The 23,079-nt window shown below is 47.6% G+C and carries 24 protein-coding genes; 1 reads left to right on the top strand and 23 read right to left on the bottom strand.

Translation table 11 applies throughout. The annotated features are described in order from the left end of the window. Positions 1–225: 225 nt before the first annotated feature. The 12 genes from Q9R36_RS06745 to Q9R36_RS06690 form a co-directional block, all read right to left on the bottom strand. Positions 226–1,074, bottom strand: a complete 849-nt coding sequence (locus Q9R36_RS06745) for a ComEC/Rec2 family competence protein (RefSeq protein WP_022544127.1) — start codon at positions 1,072–1,074, stop codon at positions 226–228. A gap of 76 nt (positions 1,075–1,150) precedes the next feature. Then, on the bottom strand, positions 1,151–3,955 hold the full coding sequence (gene dinG, locus Q9R36_RS06740; protein ID WP_311224686.1) for an ATP-dependent DNA helicase DinG: 2,805 nt from the start codon (positions 3,953–3,955) through the stop codon (positions 1,151–1,153). A gap of 210 nt (positions 3,956–4,165) precedes the next feature. Further along, positions 4,166–4,549 (bottom strand): aspartate 1-decarboxylase, encoded by a 384-nt coding sequence (gene panD / locus Q9R36_RS06735; RefSeq protein ID WP_009791263.1) that lies wholly within the window; start codon positions 4,547–4,549, stop codon positions 4,166–4,168. 21 nt (positions 4,550–4,570) lie between these two features. Then, the gene (gene panC / locus Q9R36_RS06730) at positions 4,571–5,419 is read right to left on the bottom strand and encodes a pantoate--beta-alanine ligase (protein ID WP_224952040.1); all 849 of its coding nucleotides are present in this window, start codon (positions 5,417–5,419) and stop codon (positions 4,571–4,573) included. Next, on the bottom strand, positions 5,416–6,252 hold the full coding sequence (gene panB / locus Q9R36_RS06725; protein WP_009791265.1) for a 3-methyl-2-oxobutanoate hydroxymethyltransferase: 837 nt from the start codon (positions 6,250–6,252) through the stop codon (positions 5,416–5,418). The genes panC and panB overlap by 4 nt, the downstream gene beginning before the upstream one ends. 281 nt (positions 6,253–6,533) lie before the next feature. Then, complete coding sequence (locus Q9R36_RS06720; protein ID WP_009791267.1) at positions 6,534–7,517, bottom strand: biotin--[acetyl-CoA-carboxylase] ligase; 984 nt, start codon at positions 7,515–7,517, stop codon at positions 6,534–6,536. Next, positions 7,502–8,692 (bottom strand): CCA tRNA nucleotidyltransferase, encoded by a 1,191-nt coding sequence (locus Q9R36_RS06715; RefSeq protein ID WP_311224685.1) that lies wholly within the window; start codon positions 8,690–8,692, stop codon positions 7,502–7,504. The genes Q9R36_RS06720 and Q9R36_RS06715 overlap by 16 nt, the downstream gene beginning before the upstream one ends. A gap of 1 nt (position 8,693) precedes the next feature. Next, positions 8,694–9,830 carry an N-acetyl-alpha-D-glucosaminyl L-malate synthase BshA gene (gene bshA / locus Q9R36_RS06710; RefSeq protein WP_009791269.1) on the bottom strand — a complete coding sequence of 379 codons (1,137 nt, stop codon included), beginning with the start codon at positions 9,828–9,830 and terminating at the stop codon, positions 8,694–8,696. Beyond that, a complete protein-coding gene (bshB1, locus tag Q9R36_RS06705) occupies positions 9,827–10,543 on the bottom strand; it encodes a bacillithiol biosynthesis deacetylase BshB1 (RefSeq protein WP_101550176.1) in 717 nt (238 codons plus the stop codon). The genes bshA and bshB1 overlap by 4 nt, the downstream gene beginning before the upstream one ends. Then, positions 10,540–10,956 carry a methylglyoxal synthase gene (gene mgsA, locus Q9R36_RS06700; RefSeq protein WP_022544131.1) on the bottom strand — a complete coding sequence of 139 codons (417 nt, stop codon included), beginning with the start codon at positions 10,954–10,956 and terminating at the stop codon, positions 10,540–10,542. Before mgsA ends, bshB1 begins: the two co-directional genes overlap by 4 nt. Before the next feature lie 14 nt (positions 10,957–10,970). Next, positions 10,971–11,771 carry a 4-hydroxy-tetrahydrodipicolinate reductase gene (gene dapB / locus Q9R36_RS06695; RefSeq protein WP_101550178.1) on the bottom strand — a complete coding sequence of 267 codons (801 nt, stop codon included), beginning with the start codon at positions 11,769–11,771 and terminating at the stop codon, positions 10,971–10,973. 11 nt (positions 11,772–11,782) lie between these two features. Further along, positions 11,783–12,118, bottom strand: coding sequence for a nucleotide pyrophosphohydrolase (locus Q9R36_RS06690; protein WP_022544132.1), 336 nt, complete (start codon positions 12,116–12,118; stop codon positions 11,783–11,785). Between the two features lie 201 nt (positions 12,119–12,319). On the opposite strand from Q9R36_RS06690, the gene Q9R36_RS06685 reads away from it, so the two are divergent. Continuing rightward, complete coding sequence (locus Q9R36_RS06685) at positions 12,320–13,225, top strand: YitT family protein (protein WP_009791274.1); 906 nt, start codon at positions 12,320–12,322, stop codon at positions 13,223–13,225. A 70-nt stretch (positions 13,226–13,295) separates the two neighbouring features. Here the strand turns inward: Q9R36_RS06685 and Q9R36_RS06680 are convergent, their stop codons facing one another. From Q9R36_RS06680 to aroA, 11 genes are all read right to left on the bottom strand, one after another. Beyond that, complete coding sequence (locus Q9R36_RS06680; RefSeq protein WP_094767156.1) at positions 13,296–13,973, bottom strand: zinc metallopeptidase; 678 nt, start codon at positions 13,971–13,973, stop codon at positions 13,296–13,298. 62 nt (positions 13,974–14,035) lie between these two features. Next, complete coding sequence (ypjB, locus tag Q9R36_RS06675; RefSeq protein ID WP_022544135.1) at positions 14,036–14,839, bottom strand: sporulation protein YpjB; 804 nt, start codon at positions 14,837–14,839, stop codon at positions 14,036–14,038. Positions 14,840–15,076: 237 nt separating this feature from the next. After that, positions 15,077–15,670 (bottom strand): lipoprotein heptaprenylglyceryl N-acetyltransferase LhaT, encoded by a 594-nt coding sequence (gene lhaT / locus Q9R36_RS06670; protein WP_009791278.1) that lies wholly within the window; start codon positions 15,668–15,670, stop codon positions 15,077–15,079. A gap of 244 nt (positions 15,671–15,914) precedes the next feature. Then, complete coding sequence (locus Q9R36_RS06665; protein WP_009791279.1) at positions 15,915–16,682, bottom strand: menaquinol-cytochrome c reductase cytochrome b/c subunit; 768 nt, start codon at positions 16,680–16,682, stop codon at positions 15,915–15,917. A gap of 44 nt (positions 16,683–16,726) precedes the next feature. Next, positions 16,727–17,401: a menaquinol-cytochrome c reductase cytochrome b subunit gene (gene qcrB / locus Q9R36_RS06660; protein WP_009791280.1), complete on the bottom strand. Its 675-nt coding sequence runs from the start codon at positions 17,399–17,401 to the stop codon at positions 16,727–16,729. Between the two features lie 3 nt (positions 17,402–17,404). Further along, the gene (locus tag Q9R36_RS06655) at positions 17,405–17,911 is read right to left on the bottom strand and encodes a QcrA and Rieske domain-containing protein (RefSeq protein ID WP_022544136.1); all 507 of its coding nucleotides are present in this window, start codon (positions 17,909–17,911) and stop codon (positions 17,405–17,407) included. Positions 17,912–18,058: 147 nt separating this feature from the next. After that, on the bottom strand, positions 18,059–18,526 hold the full coding sequence (locus Q9R36_RS06650; RefSeq protein WP_009791282.1) for a YpiF family protein: 468 nt from the start codon (positions 18,524–18,526) through the stop codon (positions 18,059–18,061). A gap of 120 nt (positions 18,527–18,646) precedes the next feature. Beyond that, the gene (locus Q9R36_RS06645) at positions 18,647–19,195 is read right to left on the bottom strand and encodes a ReoY family proteolytic degradation factor (protein WP_035401136.1); all 549 of its coding nucleotides are present in this window, start codon (positions 19,193–19,195) and stop codon (positions 18,647–18,649) included. 49 nt (positions 19,196–19,244) lie between these two features. Further along, positions 19,245–20,510 carry a tetratricopeptide repeat protein gene (locus Q9R36_RS06640; protein ID WP_022544137.1) on the bottom strand — a complete coding sequence of 422 codons (1,266 nt, stop codon included), beginning with the start codon at positions 20,508–20,510 and terminating at the stop codon, positions 19,245–19,247. A gap of 125 nt (positions 20,511–20,635) precedes the next feature. Then, the gene (locus tag Q9R36_RS06635; protein WP_009794855.1) at positions 20,636–21,535 is read right to left on the bottom strand and encodes a hypothetical protein; all 900 of its coding nucleotides are present in this window, start codon (positions 21,533–21,535) and stop codon (positions 20,636–20,638) included. A 237-nt stretch (positions 21,536–21,772) separates the two neighbouring features. After that, positions 21,773–23,062 carry a 3-phosphoshikimate 1-carboxyvinyltransferase gene (aroA, locus tag Q9R36_RS06630; RefSeq protein WP_257991676.1) on the bottom strand — a complete coding sequence of 430 codons (1,290 nt, stop codon included), beginning with the start codon at positions 23,060–23,062 and terminating at the stop codon, positions 21,773–21,775. Positions 23,063–23,079: the final 17 nt, after the last annotated feature.

Raw genomic sequence — 23,079 nt, 5'->3', positions numbered from 1 at the left:
GGACCTTTGACAAATATTGCAGCTGATAATACAGCCCGGACAGCTTATACTATCCATATAACAGGTCTTTGCCAATATTATAACAGGTGATGTTATCATCCGTTAACCAAAGATGCATGATTCACCAAAAATTTTCTTCTAGTCCACAACGTCTTTTAGCTGCGCAATCATGCGCAGCTTTTTTGTATATTCCTGTGTGCCTGCGCGTCCTATATGACATACAGGCTATCCTGCCTCACCCGGGGAAATTGTGATCACCTCATAATTCAAATCAGTGAACTTTATTGTGACCGTTCCATGGACCCCGGTATAATAAACATCGATCCATGCTTCATGCAGCATTTTAAAAAGATCTTCATCAGGCTTTACTTTCCTTGACTGGAAGATGACGGCGATCTGAGGATCAAGATGTTTAATCAGCTGCCCTGAGACCGAATTGCCCTCCCCGAAGCCTGGCATTTTCACTATATTTACATCCGAAAGATTTTTTTTGAGAAGGGCCTTTTCTGCATCGAGGCTGCTGGAATTGAGCAGCAGCACCTTATGCTTCATAAGTGTAAGCTCAAGGTCCATACCTTCTTTCGGGTTTTCATTTTCGAACAGGACCTCTGCCTTCAAATTATGGAAAAGCTGCTGCTTTGTGCCCGCGCTCCATATATGGATATTCACCTCATCGAACTCTTCAAGCTCTTCCATCCTTTTCCGGGCCAGCCCCTGGCCTGCAACGAGCTGCTTAACACCGAATTCCCTTATGATGCTTCCGGCGTTCACCATGGAGTTCACATCTTCTTCTGTCATGATAATAGTCGATATTTGTTCCACATTATATAGTCCAAGCAGCCTTGACAGCTCTTCTCCAGAGCCTTCACCGCCTGTATTAATAAGAATATTCTCTCCATCCGGATGCTGAATTAAGGCAGATTCTCCTTCCTGCAGGGAAAAAAACGTGATTGCCAGCTCATTCCGTTTAAGCTTTAAATCAATGCTTTTTACTTCTGCGGGCAGGGATGGAGATTCAACCGGGACATAGTACCAGCTTGTGAACAACATAAGAAAGGCGAATAGCATATTCATCCAGAACTCCTCCAATGCTATCCTTTAGAGTGTGTCATCCGAAAATTTTTATCCTCTTATCCCGGCATATTTTACCTTATTGCAGCCAATCTTCCACAAGGTCAACAATAGCATCCAGGGGGCTTACCTTAACTGGTATGCTTGGGATGGAATCAAGGAATGCCCTGCCATATGACGCTGTGACGATCCTCCGGTCGAATACAATAATTATTCCGCGGTCATTCTTTGTTCTGATCAGCCTCCCGACACCCTGTTTGAAGCGAAGGACCGCTTCGGGGAGTGCGTGCTCGGAGAAAGGCCGGCCTCCCCTGCTCTGAATCGCTTCCTTCCTTGCTTCCCCCAAAGGCTCATCCGGAGGAGAGAACGGCAGCCTGACCATCACCAGGCAGGAAAGATCTTCACCGGGAATGTCCACACCTTCCCAAAAGCTGCTTGTCCCAAAAAGAATGCTCTTGTCAAACCGCTGAAAGTTCCTTGTAAGCCTTGTCCTGCTTCCAGACGTGATTCCCTGGGCTATTAGGACATATTCCTCGAGAAAGCCGCTTTCCTTCACGAGCTCATAGGTCCTGCGGAGCATATCATGTGAGGTGAACAGAATCAGCATCCTCCCCTTCGCCGCTTCAGCCAGAGAGATGATATGCTCTGTGATCGCCGAAACATATTCCTCCTGAGGAACGGAATTGATTTCAGGCAAATCCGATGGTACGGCAAGCCTGACTTGTGAAGCATAGTCGAATGGGGACTCTATCAGTTCTGTCTGGCAGCTGAACCGGTCAAGGCCCAGTTCATCCATAATATAATCAAAAGACTGGCCGACAGAAAGAGTTGCAGATGTAATAACAGCACTTTTCTTCTGATTGAAGAAGCCGTCCCTCAGATTTCCTGCGACAGTAATCGGCTGAGAGTAAACAGTCGTGGCGTTCTGCATTGCTCTGCCGTCCAGCTCAACCCAGACAGCACAGGCTGTTTGCCCGGCAAATATGGTTTTCCTGATGCTTTCACGTACATCCCTCAGTTCGCCGATGCAGGCTGAGATCTCCTCCAGCAGCGCCTGATCACCCGGTGCCAGTTCGCCGGTTAAAGGCACAAGCAGCTGAAGCCTGTCCTCCAGCGCTGAGATAAGGTCCAGAACCAAGAAAGAAAAGCGTTCTGCAGAAGCCTCCACCGCTTTGAAATCCCGCGGGGTTATATCTGTTAGCCTGAAGCTTATTTTGCTGGATGCATATTTCCTTGCTTTTAATTTCCTCTTTCCATAAATCCCTACCAGCTTAAAAAACTCATCCATCTCATACTGAAGATCAGCAACCAGCCTGTTAAGCTCAAAAGGATGAGCAGCACCGTCCATAGCGGCCCTGCCTTCAAGCAGCCGCTCGAGCTTATAGAGGAGCTGCTTTTGATCATAGAGCCCGATTTTTCCAAGCAGGAGACGGAGAGATAAATAATCAATTGAGAAGCCAAAATGCTTTCCGGCGGCCTTGCTGAACTGATGCCCTTCATCTATGACTGCATAATCATATGAAGGGAAGATCTGATTTTCGCCTGAAAGACTGTTCAAAAGCATAGCATGATTGGTAATGATCAGATCTGCATTTTCTGCGCTCTTCCTTGCTCTGTTATAGAAATCCCTTGATTTCCAGCCTGATTCGCTGATGAATTTGCTGTCCCCGTTTTGTATCTTATTCCAGAAAACAGCACCGCCGCTGGAAAGGTTCAGTTCGTCCACATCGCCTGTAGCTGTTTCAGTCAGCCAGACCAGTATTTGCATTTTTGTAAGTGTAGTATCGTAATTATCATCCGCTTCATTCAATGACTGCTCAAATCGGGCAAGGCTTAAATAATGCTTTCTGCCTTTTAAGAGCACAGCATTGGCAGGGAAGCCCAGAAGTTTTTCAAGCAGGGGCAGGTCTTTTGAAAGCAGCTGCTCCTGGAGCTGGACAGTATAAGTGCTGATCAGCACCCTGGCTCCTTCCTGCCTGGCAAAAATAATTGCCGGAAGCAGATAGCCAAGGGTTTTCCCTGTGCCGGTGCCTGCTTCGACCAGTGTATGCTCGTTATTTAAAAAGGATTGATAGACAGCATCCATCATGGCAAGCTGGCCGGGGCGCAGTTCATAATCCGGAAATGCCTTCTTAAGCATATCCTCTTTTTCCCGGCTTCCTGCGGGATAAACAGGAGCCGGCAGGCGGCTTGATGCTGCTTCCAGAACCCCGCCTGCCTTAATGGCGATTCCGTTATGTATTTCTATCCCTTCAGGAAGTCTCTCCGCCGTCCCTTGCTTTTTAAGGAGGATATCCTCCAAAATGAGATCAAGGTCGCTTTTCAGCCCTCCTGAAAGCTTCAGAAGCTGTTTGATCGTTGTCAGAGGCAATTCCTCAAGGCGTTCCAGGAAGATGTGCAGCAGTTTTGCAGTGGCATAGGCATCGCTGTCCGCCTGGTGCGGCCTGTCATGCACGATCCCTTCTTTTGCAGACAGGTCTGACAATTTATAGCTGTCAGAGCAGGGCAGCACCGTCCGTGCCAGCTCAACCGTATCGATGACCGGCCCATAAAAGCCCGGGAAGCCTGCATTCAGAAGCTCTTCCTGCAGAAAGGAGAGGTCGAACAGAACATTATGCGCCACAAAATAGGCATCCTCCAATAGCTCCATCACTTTAGGTGCTATTTCTGCAAACACAGGAGCATCAGAGACCATGCTGTCATTAAGCCCGGTCAGCTCCTCGATGAAGGCCGGAATCTCCTTCCCGGGATTGAGCAGGCTGGAATATTGATCGATGATCTTTCCGCCTTCCATGACTACCGCAGCAAATTGAATGATTTTATCGCCCTTTTTGGCGCTATTTCCTGTAGTTTCCAAATCAACTACTACATATTTATTACTCATCGGTTACACCTCAAACATTCAGTCATTCAAACGGTATCACAAAAGCGGAAAATAAAAAAGGCAAACAGCCTTCCCCATCATTATTTTTCTTCCCATCAGCACGGGGTTTATTCAGGATTCTATCCCAGGGACAGGAAAATGCCGCCTGCAAAAAGGGCTGCATTGCCGTTTTGCAATGCAGCCCTTTTTCTTTATAGTGAATGATCATTCTTAAAGTATGGTTGAAGCCGGCTCAGCATGGAGCAGACCGGTTATGCTATTGCCTTCTCCCATAATGACTACCTTAGGTTTATGGGAATCTACTTTTTCCTCAGGGACAAGGGCATAAGATATGATGATGACTGTATCGCCGACCTGGACAAGCCTTGCAGCCGCCCCGTTCAGGCAGACTACGCCGCTTCCCCGCTCTCCCGGGATGATATATGTTTCGAATCTTGCACCGTTATTGTTATTGACAATCTGGACTTTCTCATTATCAGCCATTCCGGCCGCATCCAGCAGGTCTTTATCAATTGTAATGCTGCCCACATAATTAAGATTAGCTTCTGTCACCTTTGCGCGGTGGATCTTTCCATTCATCATGGTGCGGAACATGTCTTTTCCTCCGATCAGTTGTTAGACTGCAATGATTATATTATCTATCAGGCGTGCATGTTTGAATTTAACGGCAAGAGCGATGATGATTGTGCCTTCAGCTCTATCTGTTTCTTTTAATTCCGGCCAGGAAAGAATCTCAGCATAATCAATGCTCCCCGAGCTCTCTGCTTTTATCCTGCCGCGTATGAGCGCTTTAAGCTGCTCTGTGTCCTTTGTTCCTTCCGCAATCAATCGTGCTGCTTCTGAGAGGCTCTCGTATAAAACCGGTGCTTCCTTCCGCTCTTCCGGAAGCAGCCTGACATTCCGGGAGCTTTTTGCAAGGCCGTCCGGCTCCCTTACCGTTTCTCCCCCTATTATCTTGACAGGGAAATTCAGATCATGTGCAAGGCTCTCTATCACTGCCAGCTGCTGTGCATCTTTTTTGCCGAAATAAGCTTTATCCGGGGAAACGATATGAAATAATTTAGAGACAACCGTTGCTACACCAGCAAAATGGCCTGGCCTGGATTTGCCGCATAATACATCGGTCTTTCGGTTTACAATGACTGAAACAGAAGGGACTCCGCCAGGGTACATGTCTTCAGGTGCAGGGCTGAAAAGGTAATCGGCCCCTTCGGCTTCTGCTAGACGGGAATCCCGCTCAAAGTCCCGCGGATAAGAATCCAGATCCTCTGCCGGGCCAAATTGAAGCGGATTCACAAAGATGCTCAGAACCATTACATCATTTTCTTCTCCCGCCCGCTTCAGAAGGGAGAGATGCCCTTCATGCAGATATCCCATAGTAGGCACAAACCCGATTGTACGGCCTGCCTTTTTTTCATCCAGCATGAGCTGCTGCATTTCTCCTGGTGATGTAATGATCTTCATGATTTTCCTCCATAAAGTCCTGCCAGCTCTTCCTCTTTCATCGTATAGCTGTGCTCTCCGGCCGGGAAGATTCCTGCCTTCACTTCAGTGATATAGGCTTTCAGGCCCTTTTCCGCTTCTTCATCCATGTTTGCATACCGTTTGACGAACTTCGCAATTCTTTCTGTCCCGTACGACAGCAGATCATGATAGACAAGGACCTGCCCATCAGTCCCTGCTCCCGCCCCGATTCCGATGACTGGAATCGTCAGGATAGAGGAGATATCTTCAGCAAGCTGTTTTGGCACACATTCTAGCACAAGCGCAAAAGCACCCGCCTCTTCACACCTTTTAGCCTCGCAGATCAGCTTCCTGGCTGCTTCAGCATCTTTCCCCTGGACTTTATACCCTCCAAGAACCCCCACTGACTGGGGAGTAAGGCCAAGGTGGGCGCATACAGGGATGCCTGCTTTCGTTATGCTTCTTATCTTGTCAGCGACCTCTTCCCCGCCTTCAAGCTTCACTGCCATCGCTCCTGTTTCCTGAATCAGCCTGGCTGCATTCAGGAGGGTATCACGTTCAGGGAGATGATAGCTCATAAAGGGCATATCAATGACAATAAAAGTATTGGCCGCCCCTCTTTTTACCGCTTTCCCATGGTGAATCATATCTTCCATCGTCACCGGGATGGTCGATTCATATCCCAATACGGTCATGCCAAGCGAATCTCCGACAAGGATCATATCGATTCCGGCTTTTTCTGCCTGCCTGGCTGCCGGATAATCATAGGCAGTCAGCATCGCGATTTTTTCATTCTTTTCCTTCATCTTTGAAAAATCTGTAGTTTGCTTCATCCTTCTTCCTCCCATTCGCAAGTACAGGCCTGAAAAGACCTGCCTTAAGACTCAGAGGAGACAAAACAAGTGAACAAAAAGCCGGATATAAAAAGGATCCTTCAAAAAATGCAGAAGGATCCCGTCGCGTCTTGGCTTCATTATTCGTTTCATCCCTCTGTCCCGGTCCATATGCTGGATCTAGGCAGAAACTATTCAATATAAAAAGATAGAAAGGTGCAGTTCATTATGATACTGCCCAGTTGAATTATATCAAAAATAAAAAATATTGGCTAATAAAATCATGAGTCCAGTTCAATATCAGCAGAGTAGACATGGTGTATCTCTCCTGCCTCATCTTCTATTCTCAGCACGCCTTCCTCGGTGATGCCCAGTGCTTTCCCGCTGATGCTGCCTGATATCGTCCTGGCAGTGATCTGCTTCCCAATGCTGACAGCATAGCTTTCCCAAAGGAGGCGGATCGGGTAGAAGCCTTTTTCCATATAAAGCTTGTACAAATTCTCCAATTTCTGCAGGACAACCCTGACCAGCTCTGCCCTCGAGAGGTTCCCGCCCTTTTCTATCGCCAGGGAAGTGGCTGTGCCCCTCAGCTCCTCCGGATAATCCTCAAGCTGCTGGTTCACATTGATGCCGATCCCGATAATGATCGAAAAAATGCGGTCGGCTTCCGCCTGCAATTCTGTCAGGATGCCAGTGACCTTCTTGCCTCCAATGAGAATATCATTGGGCCATTTGATCTGCGGGGAAAGGGCCGTGCATTCCTCAATGGACTGGACGACGGCAACTGCTGCAAGTAGAGTCAGCTGCGGAGCTCGCGGGAGCGGGATTTCCGGCCGGAGGATGACACTCATCCATATTCCTGTATATTTCGGGGAATGCCATTTCCTGTCCATCCTTCCCCTGCCGTTAAGCTGTTCTTCCGCCACTACGATCGTGCCCTCGGGTGCGTCATCATAGGCGAGCCTGTGGGCGATTTTCTGTGTCGAATCCACACTTTCTTCATAATGGATTTCGGTACCGAGCAAGCTGGTTTTCAGACCAAGGCGGATTTCATCGGCAGTCACCTTCTCTGTTGTCTTCACAATCCGGTAGCCTTTCCTTCTTACGGCTTCAAGCTCAAATCCATCGCGCCTCAACTCTTCGATATGCTTCCAGACGGCCGTCCTGGAGCAGCCGATCAGGTCTGCCAGATATTGGCCGGACAAATATTCCCCATTGCTCTCCGTAAAGGCGGCAAGCAATTTTTTCCTCAGCTCTGATTGCACTTCAGCCACCCCCTTATTTCCTCTTTTTTATTTGCCAGATGACCGGAGATAATGCTGTTTTCAACCTGGCCCAGCAATTCCTTCACCCAGGGTCCGCCCGGCTTATTGAACCATTGGATCAAGTCATTCCCGGTAACATCCAGCTCCTTTGTACTCCGTATCGGAAGTGAAGCATATAAACGGACAGGAACTTCCTCATCCGCACTGTCATCCCCGGTGGCCGCCAGAACTCTCTCTGCATTCCGGGCAGCCTCTGCCCCCGCCTTATAAACCGATTCAAGTGTCCAGTTCTGTACTGAGCGGTATTGAAGCCAATAAAGGATTTTGCCAATTTGCCTAATCTTTTTGACAGGCATTTTCCAGCTTCTCAAAAAGGATTCCGCGGTCTTAAAGTCATGGCCAAGACCTGCTGACAGCAGAGCCCATCGTTCCTCGGATAAAAGCCCGCTGCCCAGCCTTCCGGCAAATGATATCAACTCCTGCTTTTTCCCTGCCAGGCCTGGGAGATGCTGTGAGAGGCCAGTGTCTGCCATGATTTTCAGCGCCATAAAGCTATTTTCGCCCGCAAGCAGCTTTTCAAATTCTGCCAGCTTTCTTTCAACCGCAATCTTCTCAAGAAGATAAGCTTCAGAAACCAGCGCCTCATAAGTCTCTCCATCTATTTGGAATGAAAGCTGGCTGGCAAAACGCACGGCTCTCATCATCCTTAAAGCATCTTCGTAAAATCGCTCCAGCGGATTTCCAACGGTGGCAATCCTTTTGCTGCGGATATCCTCCTGTCCCCCGAAAGGATCAATGATGCGGCCGTCCTTTGACATCGCCATGCTGTTCATTCTGAAGTCCCTGCGTTTAAGATCCTCATCGAGGGAACGGATAAAGTCCACTTTAGACGGCCTGCGGAAATCTTCATAATCCGACTCAGACCGGAAAGTGGTGACTTCATAGCTATCCCCATCATAAAGAACTATGACCGTACCATGCTCTATACCGACATCCGCTGTTCTGGGAAAAATGCCTTTGATTTCCATCGGAGTGGCCGAAGTGGCTATGTCCACGTCGGAAATATCCTTGCCGAGCAGATAATCCCTGACAGATCCGCCTACAAAGTAAGCCTCATACCCGGCAGTTTCGATCTTTTCCAATACAGGTGCCGCTTTTAAAAAAACCGGATTCATATTATCCCTCATTTAACATATCAAAATAAAGCCTCTCATACTCGCTGACTATTTGTTCGGCGCTGAACTTTTCTCTCGCAGTCTGTACTGCACGATGTGAGAAGCTTGTGTGCTTATCAGCATCAGCCAGCAGGCCTGCCGCTTTTTCCGCCATGCTCCCTATATCCCCAAGCTTGCAGATATATCCTGTCTCGCCGTCAGAAATCACTTCCGGGATCCCGCCGATATTGGTCCCTATGCAGGGAACACCGCACGCCATGGCCTCAAGCGCAACCAGGCCGAAGCTTTCTTTTTCAGAAAGGAGGAGCATCAGGTCGCTGATGGAATAAAGCTCTTCCACTTTATCCTGCTTCCCCAGAAACAGTACCTTCTCCTTCAGCCCGAGCTCTTTGACCAGCTTGCATACATTGGACATTTCCGGGCCGTCGCCAACGAGGAGAAGCTTTGCAGGCATCTCCGACTCTATCCTGGCAAACACCTTTACAACATCCTGCACCCTTTTGACCGCACGGAAATTGGAAACATGGATGACCGTTTTTTCATCCTCGGTGATCCCATATTCTTTTTTCAGATGATCAGAGCCAGTTTTCTGATATACTCTATGGTCTATGAAATTATAGACCGCCTGAATTTCTTTTTCAGGGTGTATCAATTCATTTGTTTGTGATATAAGAGATTTGGAAACAGCTGTCACCCTGTCAGACTTCTCGATTCCAAAGCGGATGCTGTCTTTCAATGACGGCTCATAACCAAGGACGGTGATATCTGTTCCATGAAGGGTAGTGGCAATCTTCACATCGCGCCCGCTCATCTGCTTGGCAAGGATTGCACATACGGCATGGGGAACAGCATAGTGTACATGCATGAGATCAAGCTTTTCTCTGTTAATCACCTCAGCCATTTTGCTGGCGAGGGCAATATCATAAGGCGGATACTGGAAAACAGAATACTGGCTCACTTCCACCTGGTGATAAAATATATTATGATACATCCGATTCAGCCTGAAAGGGAGGCTGGAAGAAATAAAATGTATTTCGTGCCCTCTTTCGGCGAGGAGCTTTCCAAGCTCTGTAGCGACGACCCCTGATCCACCGACTGTCGGATAACAGGTGATCCCGATTTTTAGTTTTCTTGTCATGCTTCTCCACCCAATAAATCTTTATGTATTAGTACCGGCTTTTTAGACATGAAGCCTTCAGCGTATTTGACTCCCGCTTCTCTCCCATAAAGCCTTTCCCTTGCTTCTACATTTTCGATATAGCCATTTACAAGCGGAGTGTCTGCTGAATCCTCCGTCCTGACAAACTGGCTCTCATACGCCCTCAGGCCCGCAAGCTTTTTGTCCATATAATCTGACACATCAATGATAAAATCAGGCTGATGGAAGCCGTTGATCATATAGAAATGAAGCCCGTTTACTTTGTGCGGGGCTAATCCGCTTTCAGGGTCCGCCCTGCGGATGCCTGCTGAAAATGCGGCTTCTTCTACAATTTTTGCACAGTTGCCGTGATCCGGATGCCTGTCTTCAAAATATGGCGCAAAGATGACTGATGGCCTGTATGTCCTGATCATCCTCGCGACAGCGGTAATAGCCTGTTCATTCAGCAGCAGCCCCCGGTCAGGCAGTCCAAGGTTTTCCCTGACTGAAACACCCAGGATACCTGCTGCCCTCTCCGCCTCTTTTTTCCTTGTTTCTACAGTTCCGTTGGAGGAAAGCTCCGCACCAGTAAGGTCGCAGATGCCAATCTTTTTTCCTTCAGCTGCATACTTGGCAAGCGTACCTCCCATCCCGATTTCAACATCATCGGAATGGGCGCCAAAGGCCAGGATATCCAATTTTTCTCCTATCATAGAACCTCACCGTCTTCGCTCTTCACTATTTTCCTCCAGTCGAGGTCGCCTCTTTCCAGGCCCTTTACAAGCAGCTCAGCAGTGCCCATATTGGTGGCCAGCGGAATTGAATATACATCGCACAGGCGGACCAAAGCGGATACATCCGGCTCATGCGGCTGCACAGTCAGCGGATCCCTGAAAAAGAAGACGAGGTCCATTTTCTTATTGGCAATCAGTGCCCCGATTTCCTGGTCCCCGCCGAGCGGTCCTGATTGAAAGCGGGTGATTGTAAGGCCTGTTGATTCCATGATCCTTGAGCCGGTCGTCCCTGTCGCAAAAAGGGAGTGTCCCGCCAGAATATCTTTATAGGCTGTTGCAAAGCGGATGATGTCGTCTTTCTTTTTATCGTGGGCTATCAAAGCGATGTTCATCATTTCCCCTCCCTTTATTCCATAATATTTTCAAGTCCGTAGACAAACAGGTCTGCTTTCATTACTGTCTCTACAGCCAGCTTCACACCGGACATGAATGAGGCCCGGTTATAAGAGTCATGCCGGATTGACAGAGTCTGGCCATCTGAGCCGAACATCACCTGCTGATGGGCAATCAGGCCGGGAAGGCGGACTGAATGGATGCGCATCCCTTCGTAGTCAGCACCCCTGGCCCCTGCCAGAGTTTCTTTTTCGTCTGGATGCCCCTGCTCTTTGGCTTCTCTTGCTTCAGCCATCATTTCTGCTGTTTTCACAGCTGTGCCTGACGGAGCATCAAGCTTCTGGTCATGATGCAGCTCGATGATCTCCACATCACTGAAATAGCGGGCTGCCATCTGTGAAAACTTCATCATAAGGACAGCACCAAGGGCGAAGTTTGGGGCGATGATGCATCCCAATTCTTTTTCCCGGCATGTTACTTCCAGCTCTTTCAGGTCCTCTTTGCTAAAGCCGGTTGTCCCGACTACCGGCCTTACTCCATATGAAAGGGCAGTCCGTGCATGATGCATGCCTGCCTCCGGTGTCGTAAGATCGATCAGAACATCAGCTTCTGTCTGCTCCAGACAATTGGCCAGGTCTGTATATATCGGCACATCTGCCCCTGTAAATCCATCAAGGTCGCTGAGCATTTTCCCTTCGAATTTATGGTCTACAACCGCCTGAAGGGCAAAATGGCCGGTATTCAGCACAAGCTGAACCGCTTCCCTGCCCATTCGGCCGCGCGGCCCCGCAATAACAATCTTTATCTTATCCATCAGAATCTCTCCTACTCTTCAATTCTTGTCCAGCGGTCTTTATCCCGCGTATTAAATTTATCCATTACCCTGTCATGGGCTTCCTGCAAGTCAATATTCAGTGAGTTGGCAAAGCAGATAAGCACAAAAAGCATATCCCCCAGCTCATTTTCAATGGTATTCTCTTCTTCGGTCGATTTCTTTGGCTTTTCCCCGTAATGGTGATTTACTTCCCTGGACAGTTCACCCAGCTCTTCCGTCATCCGTGCCAGCATGGCAAGAGGGCTGAAATATCCTTCTTTAAATTGGCTTATGTATTGATCAACCTCAGCCTGGAGGTCTTTCATCGTTTTATGATTGGATTCCATCTCGATTAGCCACCTCAACTTCCGCCTTCCTGAGCCTTTTGCATAAAGCAGCAAATTAGGCTTATCTTATAGAGAATAGATGCTTTTTCTATATCATGTTAGCCTAACGGAACAGCTTTTTACAAATATTTTTAACCGCCCGGCAGCTGCTATTCTGTCCGGCTCATTATTGCTCTGTCATCTTTTATTTTATATAATCTTATGGTGATAAAAACAGGAAAAGAGGGAAAAAACGTGCAAAACGGATTAAAATTCAAGAATATATTGTTCATCCTGCTCGGTTCAGCAATCTTTTCTTTTGGAATTGTTCATTTCAATATGCAGAATAACTTGGCCGAAGGCGGTTTCACCGGCATCACCCTGCTCCTTTTTTTCCTATTTAAATGGGATCCCTCCTATACGAACTTATTGTTAAATATACCATTATTCTTTATAGGCTGGAAATTGCTCGGCAGGAATTCCTTTTATTACACCATGATCGGCACCTTCAGTGTTTCCCTGTTCCTGTGGATTTTTCAGCGCTATCAGATTGACATGCCGCTGAAGGAAGACCTTACTCTTGCGGCTCTTTTTGCAGGTGTTTTCATCGGCATTGGCCTCGGCATCATTTTCCGTTTCGGCGGAACAACCGGCGGAGTCGATATCATAGCGAGGCTGGCCCATAAATATATCGGCTGGAGCATGGGAAAAACAATGTTCCTTTTCGATGCCTGTGTCATTACATTATCGCTCATTTTCTATCTGACCTACCAGGAAGCCATGTACACCCTTGTTGCCGTGTTCGTAGGTGCCCGGGTGATCGATTTTATGCAGGAAGGCGCCTACGCCGCAAGAGGTGCGATGATCATTTCCGACCAGAACGAAGCCATCGCCGGCAGGATTCTGAAGGAAATGGACCGCGGGGTGACGGTGCTGAAAGGGCACGGCTCCTTCACCAAACAGGATCGGGAAGTCCTTTACTGCGTAGTCGGCAAAAATGAAATCGTGCGGCTGAAAAGCGTCATCACCTCCGTCGATCCGCATGCCTTTGTCACAGTCAGTGTCGTTCACGATGTGCTCGGCGAAGGATTCACCCTGGATGAAAATAAGAAGCCGATTGAGCACTAGAAATGCAAATGGCGCTTGTTCACTATAAGAAATAAAGAAAACCAGCCCAAATGGCTGGTTTCTTCATTTCTTAATCCTGCCTCTGCATGCCTGTGAAGATCATGATCAGGCGCAATAGCTCCAGAACCGCAACAGCTGCGGCAGCTACATAGGTCAGGGCAGCAGCGTTAAGGACTTTCTTCGTTTCCCTTTCCTCATCATTGCGGATAACACCAAGTGAGACGACCTGATCCATTGCTCTGTTTGAAGCATTGAACTCGACCGGGAGGGTAACCACCTGGAAGAGGACGGCCACGGCCATGAAAATGATTCCCAAAAGGAGAAGGCCGCTCAGCTCAGCAAAAATCCCTACCATGATCAGCACCCAGGAAAAATTAGAACCAATGCTCGCGATCGGCACCAGCGAATGTCGGACCCGGAGGAATGCATAATCCTGCTGATCCTGCATGGCATGGCCGACCTCATGGGCAGCTATTGCTGCTGCAGCGACGGAATGGCCATGGAAATTCTGCGAGGACAGCCTTACCGTTTTTGAACGGGGATCATAATGGTCTGTCAGATGCCCCCTCGTTTCCTCAACATTGACATTGTACAATCCATTGGAATCCAGGATCCTTCTGGCAACCTCGGCACCTCTCATATGTGAAGAGGCTGGTACCCTGGAATATTTGTTATAGGTGCCTTTCACCTTGAATTGCGCCCAGATCGGCACGAGGATGATGATCGCAAAGTATATCAGGAAATCCATGTTATTCCTCCCATTCATCTTTGCTGTAATTTAATCTATTGTATTTTTTCTGGTGAATGGTGTCAATTTTTCAGCTCTCTTTTTCTGCTCTTCTCTTTGTCCTGATCTCCCTTATATTTTCTCCAGCCGACATAAGATAATGTAAGGATGATGATGCTTCCTGTAGAAATAATGACCCACCAAAGCGAAGGATCGGCCTCATCGTCAGTCATTTCATCAAAAAGCGAGGATAAATCTGCCTCGAGGGCATCCAATTCCTGCTGGCTCGAGGTCTGGCTCACCACCTGAGGCCTGTAATGGTCTATGAAATTGACCCTGGTATCCAGCTGCTGAAGCCTGTCTGCCTTGAGGTCCACTTTAAGGGCAGGGTAAATGACGCTGTATAAGGTCAAAAAGGAATTCAGGCTTGAATGGAAAGCCTCACTGTCGCCTGCATGGGCAGCCTCCTTCATCCCCCCGAACACATCCATGATCGGATCCTCCATTTCCGTCCACAAAGGCTGCCTGCTGGAGGTGATTGCATCAATAACCAGCCTGAATCTTGTTACCCTGTTCATCCGCTCTTTATGGTTCATATCGATGCTGGCCGCTGCTTCCACTGCTTCATCATGCGCATTGGAAACGATTCTCAGCTCATCCATATTGAACGGCCTTGCCTGTACATCCCCCGAAAGAAACTGATCCGAAAAATAATCCAGAATCTTTTTTGCCTCTTCATATTTTTGTATTTTGACCATCTGAAGAGCTTCATCAGAGAGCAGATCAAGTTTGTCCATCGAAGAGGAAGGCTGCTCTGCATATGCATATATGGAAAAAGGCATTAAAAGATAGATCAAAAACATGGATACAGCAATTTTTGCTTTCAATATTGTCCCCCCCTGCAATTACTATTAAAAATGTATGAGAGGTTGGACAAGGTTAGACCAAAAGTTCGCTCGGCTGGGATCAATTTTAGAGATAAGCTGTATTAACATCAATGTTGGTTTTGGGCTCATTCAGCCGGATATTCATCCAAGCCGAAAGGAGTATAAAACTAAGTCCCCCCCTGATCCAAAAATCAGCATGAGATACTGCCAAGAAAAAAAGGCTTCCAATATGGAAGCCTACTCAATCGCCAGCTTTGTGCGGCCGGGCCTGATAGAGAACCAGTACACAAGGAAAAGGGAGAATATACTCAGCCAAAAAGTAAAATAGCCTATCTCCGGTGTATATAAGTTCAGCACAGGATAGCGCGGCAGCATGAAGAATACATAATCGATTACATCATTATGGAGTGTCCATACAGCAGCAATGAGCAAATGAATCCACTTGATCCGGTAAAAGGGTGAATATAAGATCCCCTGGACTGCCATAGCAGCGTGGGATCCGATCAGCATCAACGCAATAGGATCAAGTTCGCCTGTCACTTTATAAACAAGCAGATTCATAACGACTGCCCAGACACCGTATTTAAAAAGCGTCACGGCCGCCAGAGCCTCTAAAAGGGGCCAGTTCCTCCGCATCAGGAAGGCAGCAAGGACAAAACAAAAAAACAGGCTGGCCGTCGGACTATCAGGAACAAACGCCAGAAAGTGCGGGGGCGTATCCTTCAGCTGCCACCCGTACCAGTAATACCCATACACCGTTCCGGCAATATTGACCACAAGCAGCAGCCATAATACCGAGCGGTTCCCCAAAATAGGATAAATCCACTTCATACCATACCCTCTTCTCTCTATCATTATGGCTATATTTTATCATAGAGGAAATTAAAGGGGGAACTTTCCGCTATAATATGCTGGAGCTGGCTTGGAGATTGCCCTTGGTTAATACCCGAGGAAAAGTGTTCAGGAAGATGCATACCCCCTAAACTGCAGGTTAACGGAAAAAGGCTATTATTATCTAAATTACTGGTTATATTGCACAAAAAAAGAAGCCGGCAATTCGCCGGCTTCTCTTCTTTTATTTACTTTCAATGCTTGAAATGAATTCAGAAAGCTTTTGAAGCTCTTCGTCAGTTCCTTTAAAGATTCCGGCAGGCATGGCACCTTGACCTTCTTTAGCGATTTTCGCCACTTCTTCAGGAGAAAGTCCTGTATCGATCAGGGCCGGAGCACCAGCTCCTCCTGCCAATTCACCGCCGTGGCAGCTGATGCAGCCTTGCGCTTCATAAATTTTATAGCCTTCTGCTTCTTTATCAATCTCCGCTTCAGCTACGATTTTACCTTGCTGCTCTGCAGCTTCCCAGTCGTGGTTGGCTACAGATTCCCAAGTTAGATAGAAGATGCCGGCAATCGCAAGCAGCATGAAACCAGTTGCGAGAGGGCGCTTAGATGGGCGCCTTTCAGGGCCGCGGTCGATGAATGGAGCAAGCATCAGCGCTCCGAAAGCCAGTCCGGGAATGATAAACGCCCCGATGACGTTATATGGGCCTGAAGCATATGTGTACTTTAATAGTTGGTATAAGAACAAGAAATACCAGTCTGGAAGCGGAATATATGCTGTATCGCTCGGATCTGCTATTTTTTCAAGCGGAGACGGGTGAGCGATGGTCAAACATAGATATCCGATCAGGAAAACGGCGCCGACCATCCATTCCTTCAATAGGAAGTTGGGCCAGAATGCTTCCGTTTTGCCAGGGTACTCCGAGTAGTCTTTCGGAATATTCGGTTTACGGTTTACAGGGACACGGGAGTCGCCTACAAACTTCATACCTTTTCCACGATGCATTGAGCATTCCCCTCCTTTTCAGTTAGCAGTAGTGAAGTTGAATTTTACAACGGTCCAGAAATACCCTGCTTACGGATCATCAGGAAGTGGGCACCCATCAGTCCAAGGAGAGCTCCAGGCAGGAAGAATACATGGATCGCAAAGAATCGTGTGATCGTCTGGGCTCCGACTATGTCAGTGCTTCCAGCCATCAGCGCTTTCAGCTGCTGACCGATCAACGGTGTTGATTCAACAATTTGAATGGTAACTTTTGTTGCAAATAACGCTTTCATATCCCAAGGAAGAAGATAGCCTGTCAGGCCGAGCGCCAGCATAACGAAGAAAATAAGCACTCCGACAACCCAGTTCAGCTCGCGAGGCTTCTTGTAGGCCCCTTGGAAGAAAACACGTAACGTATGTAGGAACATCATTACGATGACCAGGCTCGCACCCCAGTGGTGCATACCGCGGACAATCTGCCCGAAAGCAACCTGATTTTGCAGATAATAGACAGATTCCCAGGCATTCTTAATATCCGGCACATAATACATTGTAAGGAACATACCGGATAAAATCTGGATCACTGTGATGAAGAAGGTCAATCCGCCAAAGCAGTAAACGAAAGCCGAAAAGTGATGGGCAGGGTTTACATGCTCAGGTACTTCATGGTCTGCAATATCCCGCCACAAAGGCGTAATATCCAAACGCTCGTCGACCCAGTCATAAATTTTGTTTAACACTTATTACGCCCCCTTTCGCGGTTCTGCTTTTCCTAATAATAGGAAACCATCTTTTTCTTTTGTAGGATACACATCCAGCGGTGCAGCAGGAGGTGTTCCAGGCACGTTTGTTCCATCCTTCGTATAAAGCCCGCCATGGCATGGGCAGTAGAAGTGGTCTGGATTCGCCTTGTCTTTGTTCCAGTCAACAACGCAGCCTAAATGCTTACAGATAGGAGATAAGGCAACGATCTCCCCGTTTTCATCCTTATAAACCCACGCGGTGTTCGATACCTCTGAAGTATACCAGGCATCCTGCTGTTCGAATTTAAAGTCGACCCGAGTAGGTTCAGCAGTGATTTCGCTTACTTTTTGCGGTGTCGGAATGAAGTCTCCTCCCTCGCTGGCTTTCAGTATAGGATCCACGGCAAAACGGACCATCGGCATCAGCATGCCGGCCGCCATGAAACCGCCTACACCAGTAAGTGTATAGTTCAGGAATTGACGTCTTGAAACACGATGTTTGCTCATACATTTCCCCCCTCTATCATGAAATCAAGTCCAACGGACAAAATTCAACACAATATAAAACTAGGACATAACAATGATATATCAATCTTTAGGCAAGGTCAATAAAATCTGTAGGCAAACCGGCTGTTCAAAGCGGTTTTTCAGGAATTATTCACCAGCCTGCCATTTTTGTACAAATAAATTCAGCAGCTGCTTGACCTGGTCCTCCAAAACAGAGTTTCTGTACGTTTCGTCCATATGCTCCAACGGCAGGGATGGCAGCCAGAGCAATGATCCCCCAAGCTCCCCTTCAGCCATTTTCCACCCGCTGTCCGAGGTCAGATAGAACACATGCCTGAAGCCGCTTTCCAGGATAGCGGACTCCCATTTCTTCAGCTCTTCGAGATGCTCATCATGGGCTGTGTCAGATTTAAGGTAGGAAAAGCCCGGCAGCATCAAAAGCCTTCCTTTGAACTGCCTTTCCATCTGATAAGAAAGCAATGTGACAAATTCAGCCATTGAGGCAGCCTGCTTCATATCCCCTGTGAATGTGACGGGCAAAAGGGGGATGACAGCTGTGTCGACATATTCTTTTGATTTTAAATACATTTCAATATCCTGCGGAATCCACTTCATTATCACCACTCCAAATCGTATAGCTTGCCTCATTATTTTACCATAACTTCCTGCTGCTGCCGAAAGCAATGCTGAAGGGGCATCCGCCCGGATGCCCCTTCACCAGTCCAGCTATTCTATTTATGCTTTCACCATAATCATTTTCAGCTTTTCAGTGAGCTGCTTGAATGTTTCTTTATCGCCTTTATCCAGTGATTCATCAATCATCTGCATCAATTTTTCCCTCTGGAATTTAGCCAGGCTTTCGGAAAGGAAGCGTTCTGCGATCAGCCGGTCCTTCTCGCTTACCTGAAGGGTCTTCGGCATGAACGGATTTTCCTCCAGGACGGCTGCATACTGATGGGCCTTATTGGAGGCATGGAAATTAAGCTGGATGAAGATATCTTCTTCCCTGTTCAGCCTTATATCATGGAATGATTTCTCGGCATCAGTTGTCATGACATTCTCTTTGTAAAAACGGAAAGGAACTTCATCAACGCAATGAGTTGACATCACGAGGCCTCTTGGGCAATATTGTGCTTGCTCCACAAAATGCACCCGTTCCATAAGCTGGTCATGGCTCATCAAATAATTTAAAATCCAAACGCATTCGCGCCGTTTCAATTGATAATGGTTTAAGAACCAGCGGATAAAATCTTTTTTCTCGCTGACAGATACAGGGGTCGCCACCATTTGTTCCCTCCTCTGCTTGCAACTGAATTTTTGTTAGTGCCTTTTCTTACATCAGATCGCCGCTAAGCCTCTGGACGATATCGAGATATTCTTCGTTGCTCGGATCCTGCCCAAGCAGTTTCTTAAAAATTTCGGCAGCCTCTGCCCATTTTCCTTCCTCCATCAGAAAATATCCATAGTCTGACAGAAAGTCTGACTGTTCTTTAAAATAAGTATATGCTTGCTGGTATTTGTTTAATGCCAGGGAATATTCTTCTAGCTCCTGAAGGGCAGAAGCCGCATCCCAAAGGAATTGGGGCTCTTCTTCCTCCTGCGCTTCCATCGTATCCACAATGTCAAGGACATCACGGTACCGTTCCTGCTTGATGAAAAGCTTGTTCAGTGTCAAAGCCGCCTCGGTGAACTCAGGGTCCAGCACGAGTGCCATACGCAGCATGTCCTCTGCCTCGTTTTCGCGTGCAAGCTTTAAAGCAAGCCTTCCGCCATAGAAAAACAGATCCTTATTGAACTCATCATGCTTGATTCCTTCCTGGACAGCCTCAAAGCTGTTTTCGAGCTCTTCTTCACGCTCATAGGCGCGTGCGAGATGCAGATACAGGGAATGGTATTCAGGATCAAGCTCCTTCACTTCTTTGAACTTTTCAATAGCAGTCCTGTTGATCCCAGCCTGAAGGGCAGTGAATGCGTAGCTGAAAAGGGTATTGATCTCAAGACGGGCTTCGAGTGCCTTTTCATAGAATGGGATCGCTTCCTCAAATGCCCCGCCGGCACTGAGTGCCTCGGCCATCCTCTGATTCACATTTGTTCCGGCGATTTCCTGGCTCGTTTCAAGAACCTTTTCATAAGACTTGATTGCTTCTATAAATTTCCCTTGCTCCAAATATAATTCACCAAGGGCAAAATCAATGATGACCTCTTCGTCCAGAATGGACTTAGCTTTTAAAAGCTTCTGCTCGCTCACCTCATACAAGCCTTCCATCTGGTACAGATCCGCTAAAAGGAGCAGTGCCTGCGGATAGCTTGGATCCTTCTCTGAAATCCTCTCGAGAACCAGCATCGCTTCCTCTTCATTGGCCAGATCAATATGAAGCTCAGCCAGGAGGACAAGCAGTTCGCCTTCATCCGGGTAAGATTCCAGCAGCCTTTCAATCAAAGCCTTGGATTCCTCAAGCAATCCCAGCTGGAACAATTCCTCCGCCAGCACAAATCTCTCCTCATGTGAACCCTTGTCCAGGATCTGTGCATAGTCCCTCAGTGCTTCTTCATGCTGTCCATTTTCTAATAGCGATATGATTTTATTAACTTTGTCCATTGTTATATCCTTTCATGACTAAAGATGGTTGCAGATATCATTTAAAAACGGGCTGGGTTCAAATCGCGGCCGATCCCGCTTGTTATCATAATCCTGCAGCCCGGCTGACAGGCTGACCCAGTCCGTTATACTGTAAAAAAAGCCGGAATCTTTATTATAACACGCTCTCCATAGCCCGGACAGAATCTGAAATATCCGCCTGCCCTGATGATCGTTCCTTTGTGGGCCGTTATGGCAAGTCTATGACTATAATAATGAAAGAGCTCCGATTCTTCAATGTTTCTGTCTCCGCCATCCTTAACATATAAATTATAGCTTGCTTCCCCTCCTTGCCTGATGTCTCCTTTATGGGGCCAGATGCCCATCATGGCCAGGTGCTCTCTGGCGACCGGCTCTCTTTCCTGCAGTTCTTCCCCGATGTGTGCCAGTTTTTCTTTTAGCATCAGCTGCTTCCAAAAATGCTGAAGCGCTTTCTTTTCTTTTTCATCCGCTGTTTTGAAAATAGGCACAAGCGGGCAATTGTATGGAAAAACAGCTTCCCTTATCCATCCCCAGGGAACCGCCGACAGCTCTTCTTTGCTTCCAGCTTCCACAAAGACGGCCGGTATTTTTTCTGTCCGGCATTTCCTGATGAAAGAAGGTGACAAGAGCCTGGCAGGAACTTTGACAGCAATCACATAATCGGCCGGAGAGCTGATCAAACTTGACTTTACGGTTTTTATTCGGGAAAACAGCCGGGATTCCTGCCGCACTTCTGCAAAAGTTAAAAAAGAAGTCATCCCTTTCATAAGCATTTCGTTAATAAAATAGCTTTTCTGCTCTGAAAAGGGTCTGTCCAGCGGAGGTGCAGGATCATACATGACCTGAGCAGGCGCCATAATATAATCTTCTGCATTCATTTTCATGAACGAATAGCGGGGGAAAGAGTCCCGGATGCCAGTTATTTTCCCTTTTTCCACCAGCAGTGAAGCCTTCTGAAATGTCTGCTGCTTGAGAATATTGGCATTCTCAATAATATATGCCATAATACCACCCTTTTAAATGGTCTTATGACAAGCTATGAAATAATCTTAGATTTATGTTTGAAAGTTTTTAAGCCAGAGATGGTTTATTGAGAAGGATGTTCTGTTGAGCTGGACTGCGGAAAAACTCAGTCAGCGAAACGGAGCAGAAATGGTTGTGGAATACATCAAAAGCAAGGAGTTATTCACAAAAAAAGGGCCCGGCCATCCCGAACCCCACATGTATGAAACTTCCTCCCCTTAGCCGATCAGTGACTCCAGATGGTCAAAAAATGCCGGATAGGAAACTGAAATGGCTTCAGCGCCAGAGAGAGAGACTTCCCCGCTGCAGATGGCAGCCCCGATGGCGAGCATCATGCCGATTCTGTGGTCGCCATGGCTGGAAACATTTCCGCCTTTCAGCGGAGTCTTTCCGTTGATGACCATACCGTCAGCTGTTGCCTCAATATCCGCTCCCAGCTTTTTCAGCTCATTGACGACCGTATCTATGCGATTGGTTTCCTTGACTTTCAATTCCTCAGCATCTTTAATGACCGTTTGCCCCTCTGCCTGCGTTGCCAGAAGCGCGATTATAGGAATTTCGTCGATCAGCCTTGGAATGATATTTCCTTCAATGACCGTTCCCTTTAATTGAGAGAATCGGATGGTGATATCCCCGGCAGGTTCTGCACTCCCGTTATTGTACGGAATAATGGCCATGTCAGCCCCCATATTTTGGAGAACTTCTATAATGCCCGTCCTTGTCGGATTCAGGCCGACGTTTCTGAGGACTATTTCACTGCCGGGAATGATTGCACCAGCAGACAGGAAAAAGGCTGCAGAAGAAATATCCCCGGGAACATGCACCTTTGCCGCTTTCAGATGCTGCCCGCCGTGCAAACGGACTTCCCGCCCTTCTGAAACAACTTCTCCGCCGAATTGGCGGATCATCCTCTCAGTATGGTCGCGCGTCTTTGCAGGTTCTATAAGAATGGTTTCCCCGCTTGCCTGGAGACCGGCAAACAAAAGGGAAGATTTCACCTGGGCGCTGGCGACAGGGAGCTCGTACCGGATGCCCTTCACCTCGCCGCCCTGGATGGAAAGCGGAGTAAATTCTCCGCCTTTTCTCCCTCTTATTTGTGCACCCATTTCTGATAAAGGGATAGAGACGCGTGTCATCGGCCTCTTGGCAATCGACTCATCGCCCGCCAAAACGGCATGGATGGGAAGACCTGCAAGAATGCCAAGCAAAAGCCTTATTGTAGTGCCTGAGTTCCCGACGTCCAAAACTTCACTCGGCTCCTTAAGCCCTTCAAAGCCTTTTCCATCGATGATCATTTTGTCTCCCTCGTTTGTGATTGAAACACCAAGCTTGCGGAAGCATGACACAGTGCTTAAGCAATCCTCCCCCATTAGGAAGTTGGTTACTTCAGTCCTGCCTTCTGCGATTGCGCCAAACATGATGGAGCGATGGGAAACGGATTTATCACCCGGAATATCAATTTCGCCCCGGAGGCTGCCTGTATTTGTTTTCAATATAACTGGTTCCATTCTTCATCACCTTTCGT

This window comes from Bacillus sp. AG4(2022) (assembly GCF_031844465.1).
In the GTDB taxonomy this organism is placed as follows: domain Bacteria; phylum Bacillota; class Bacilli; order Bacillales; family Cytobacillaceae; genus Bacillus_AB; species Bacillus_AB infantis.
Note: the sequence above shows the minus strand (reverse complement) of the source record. Positions and strands in the feature narration are given on the sequence as shown.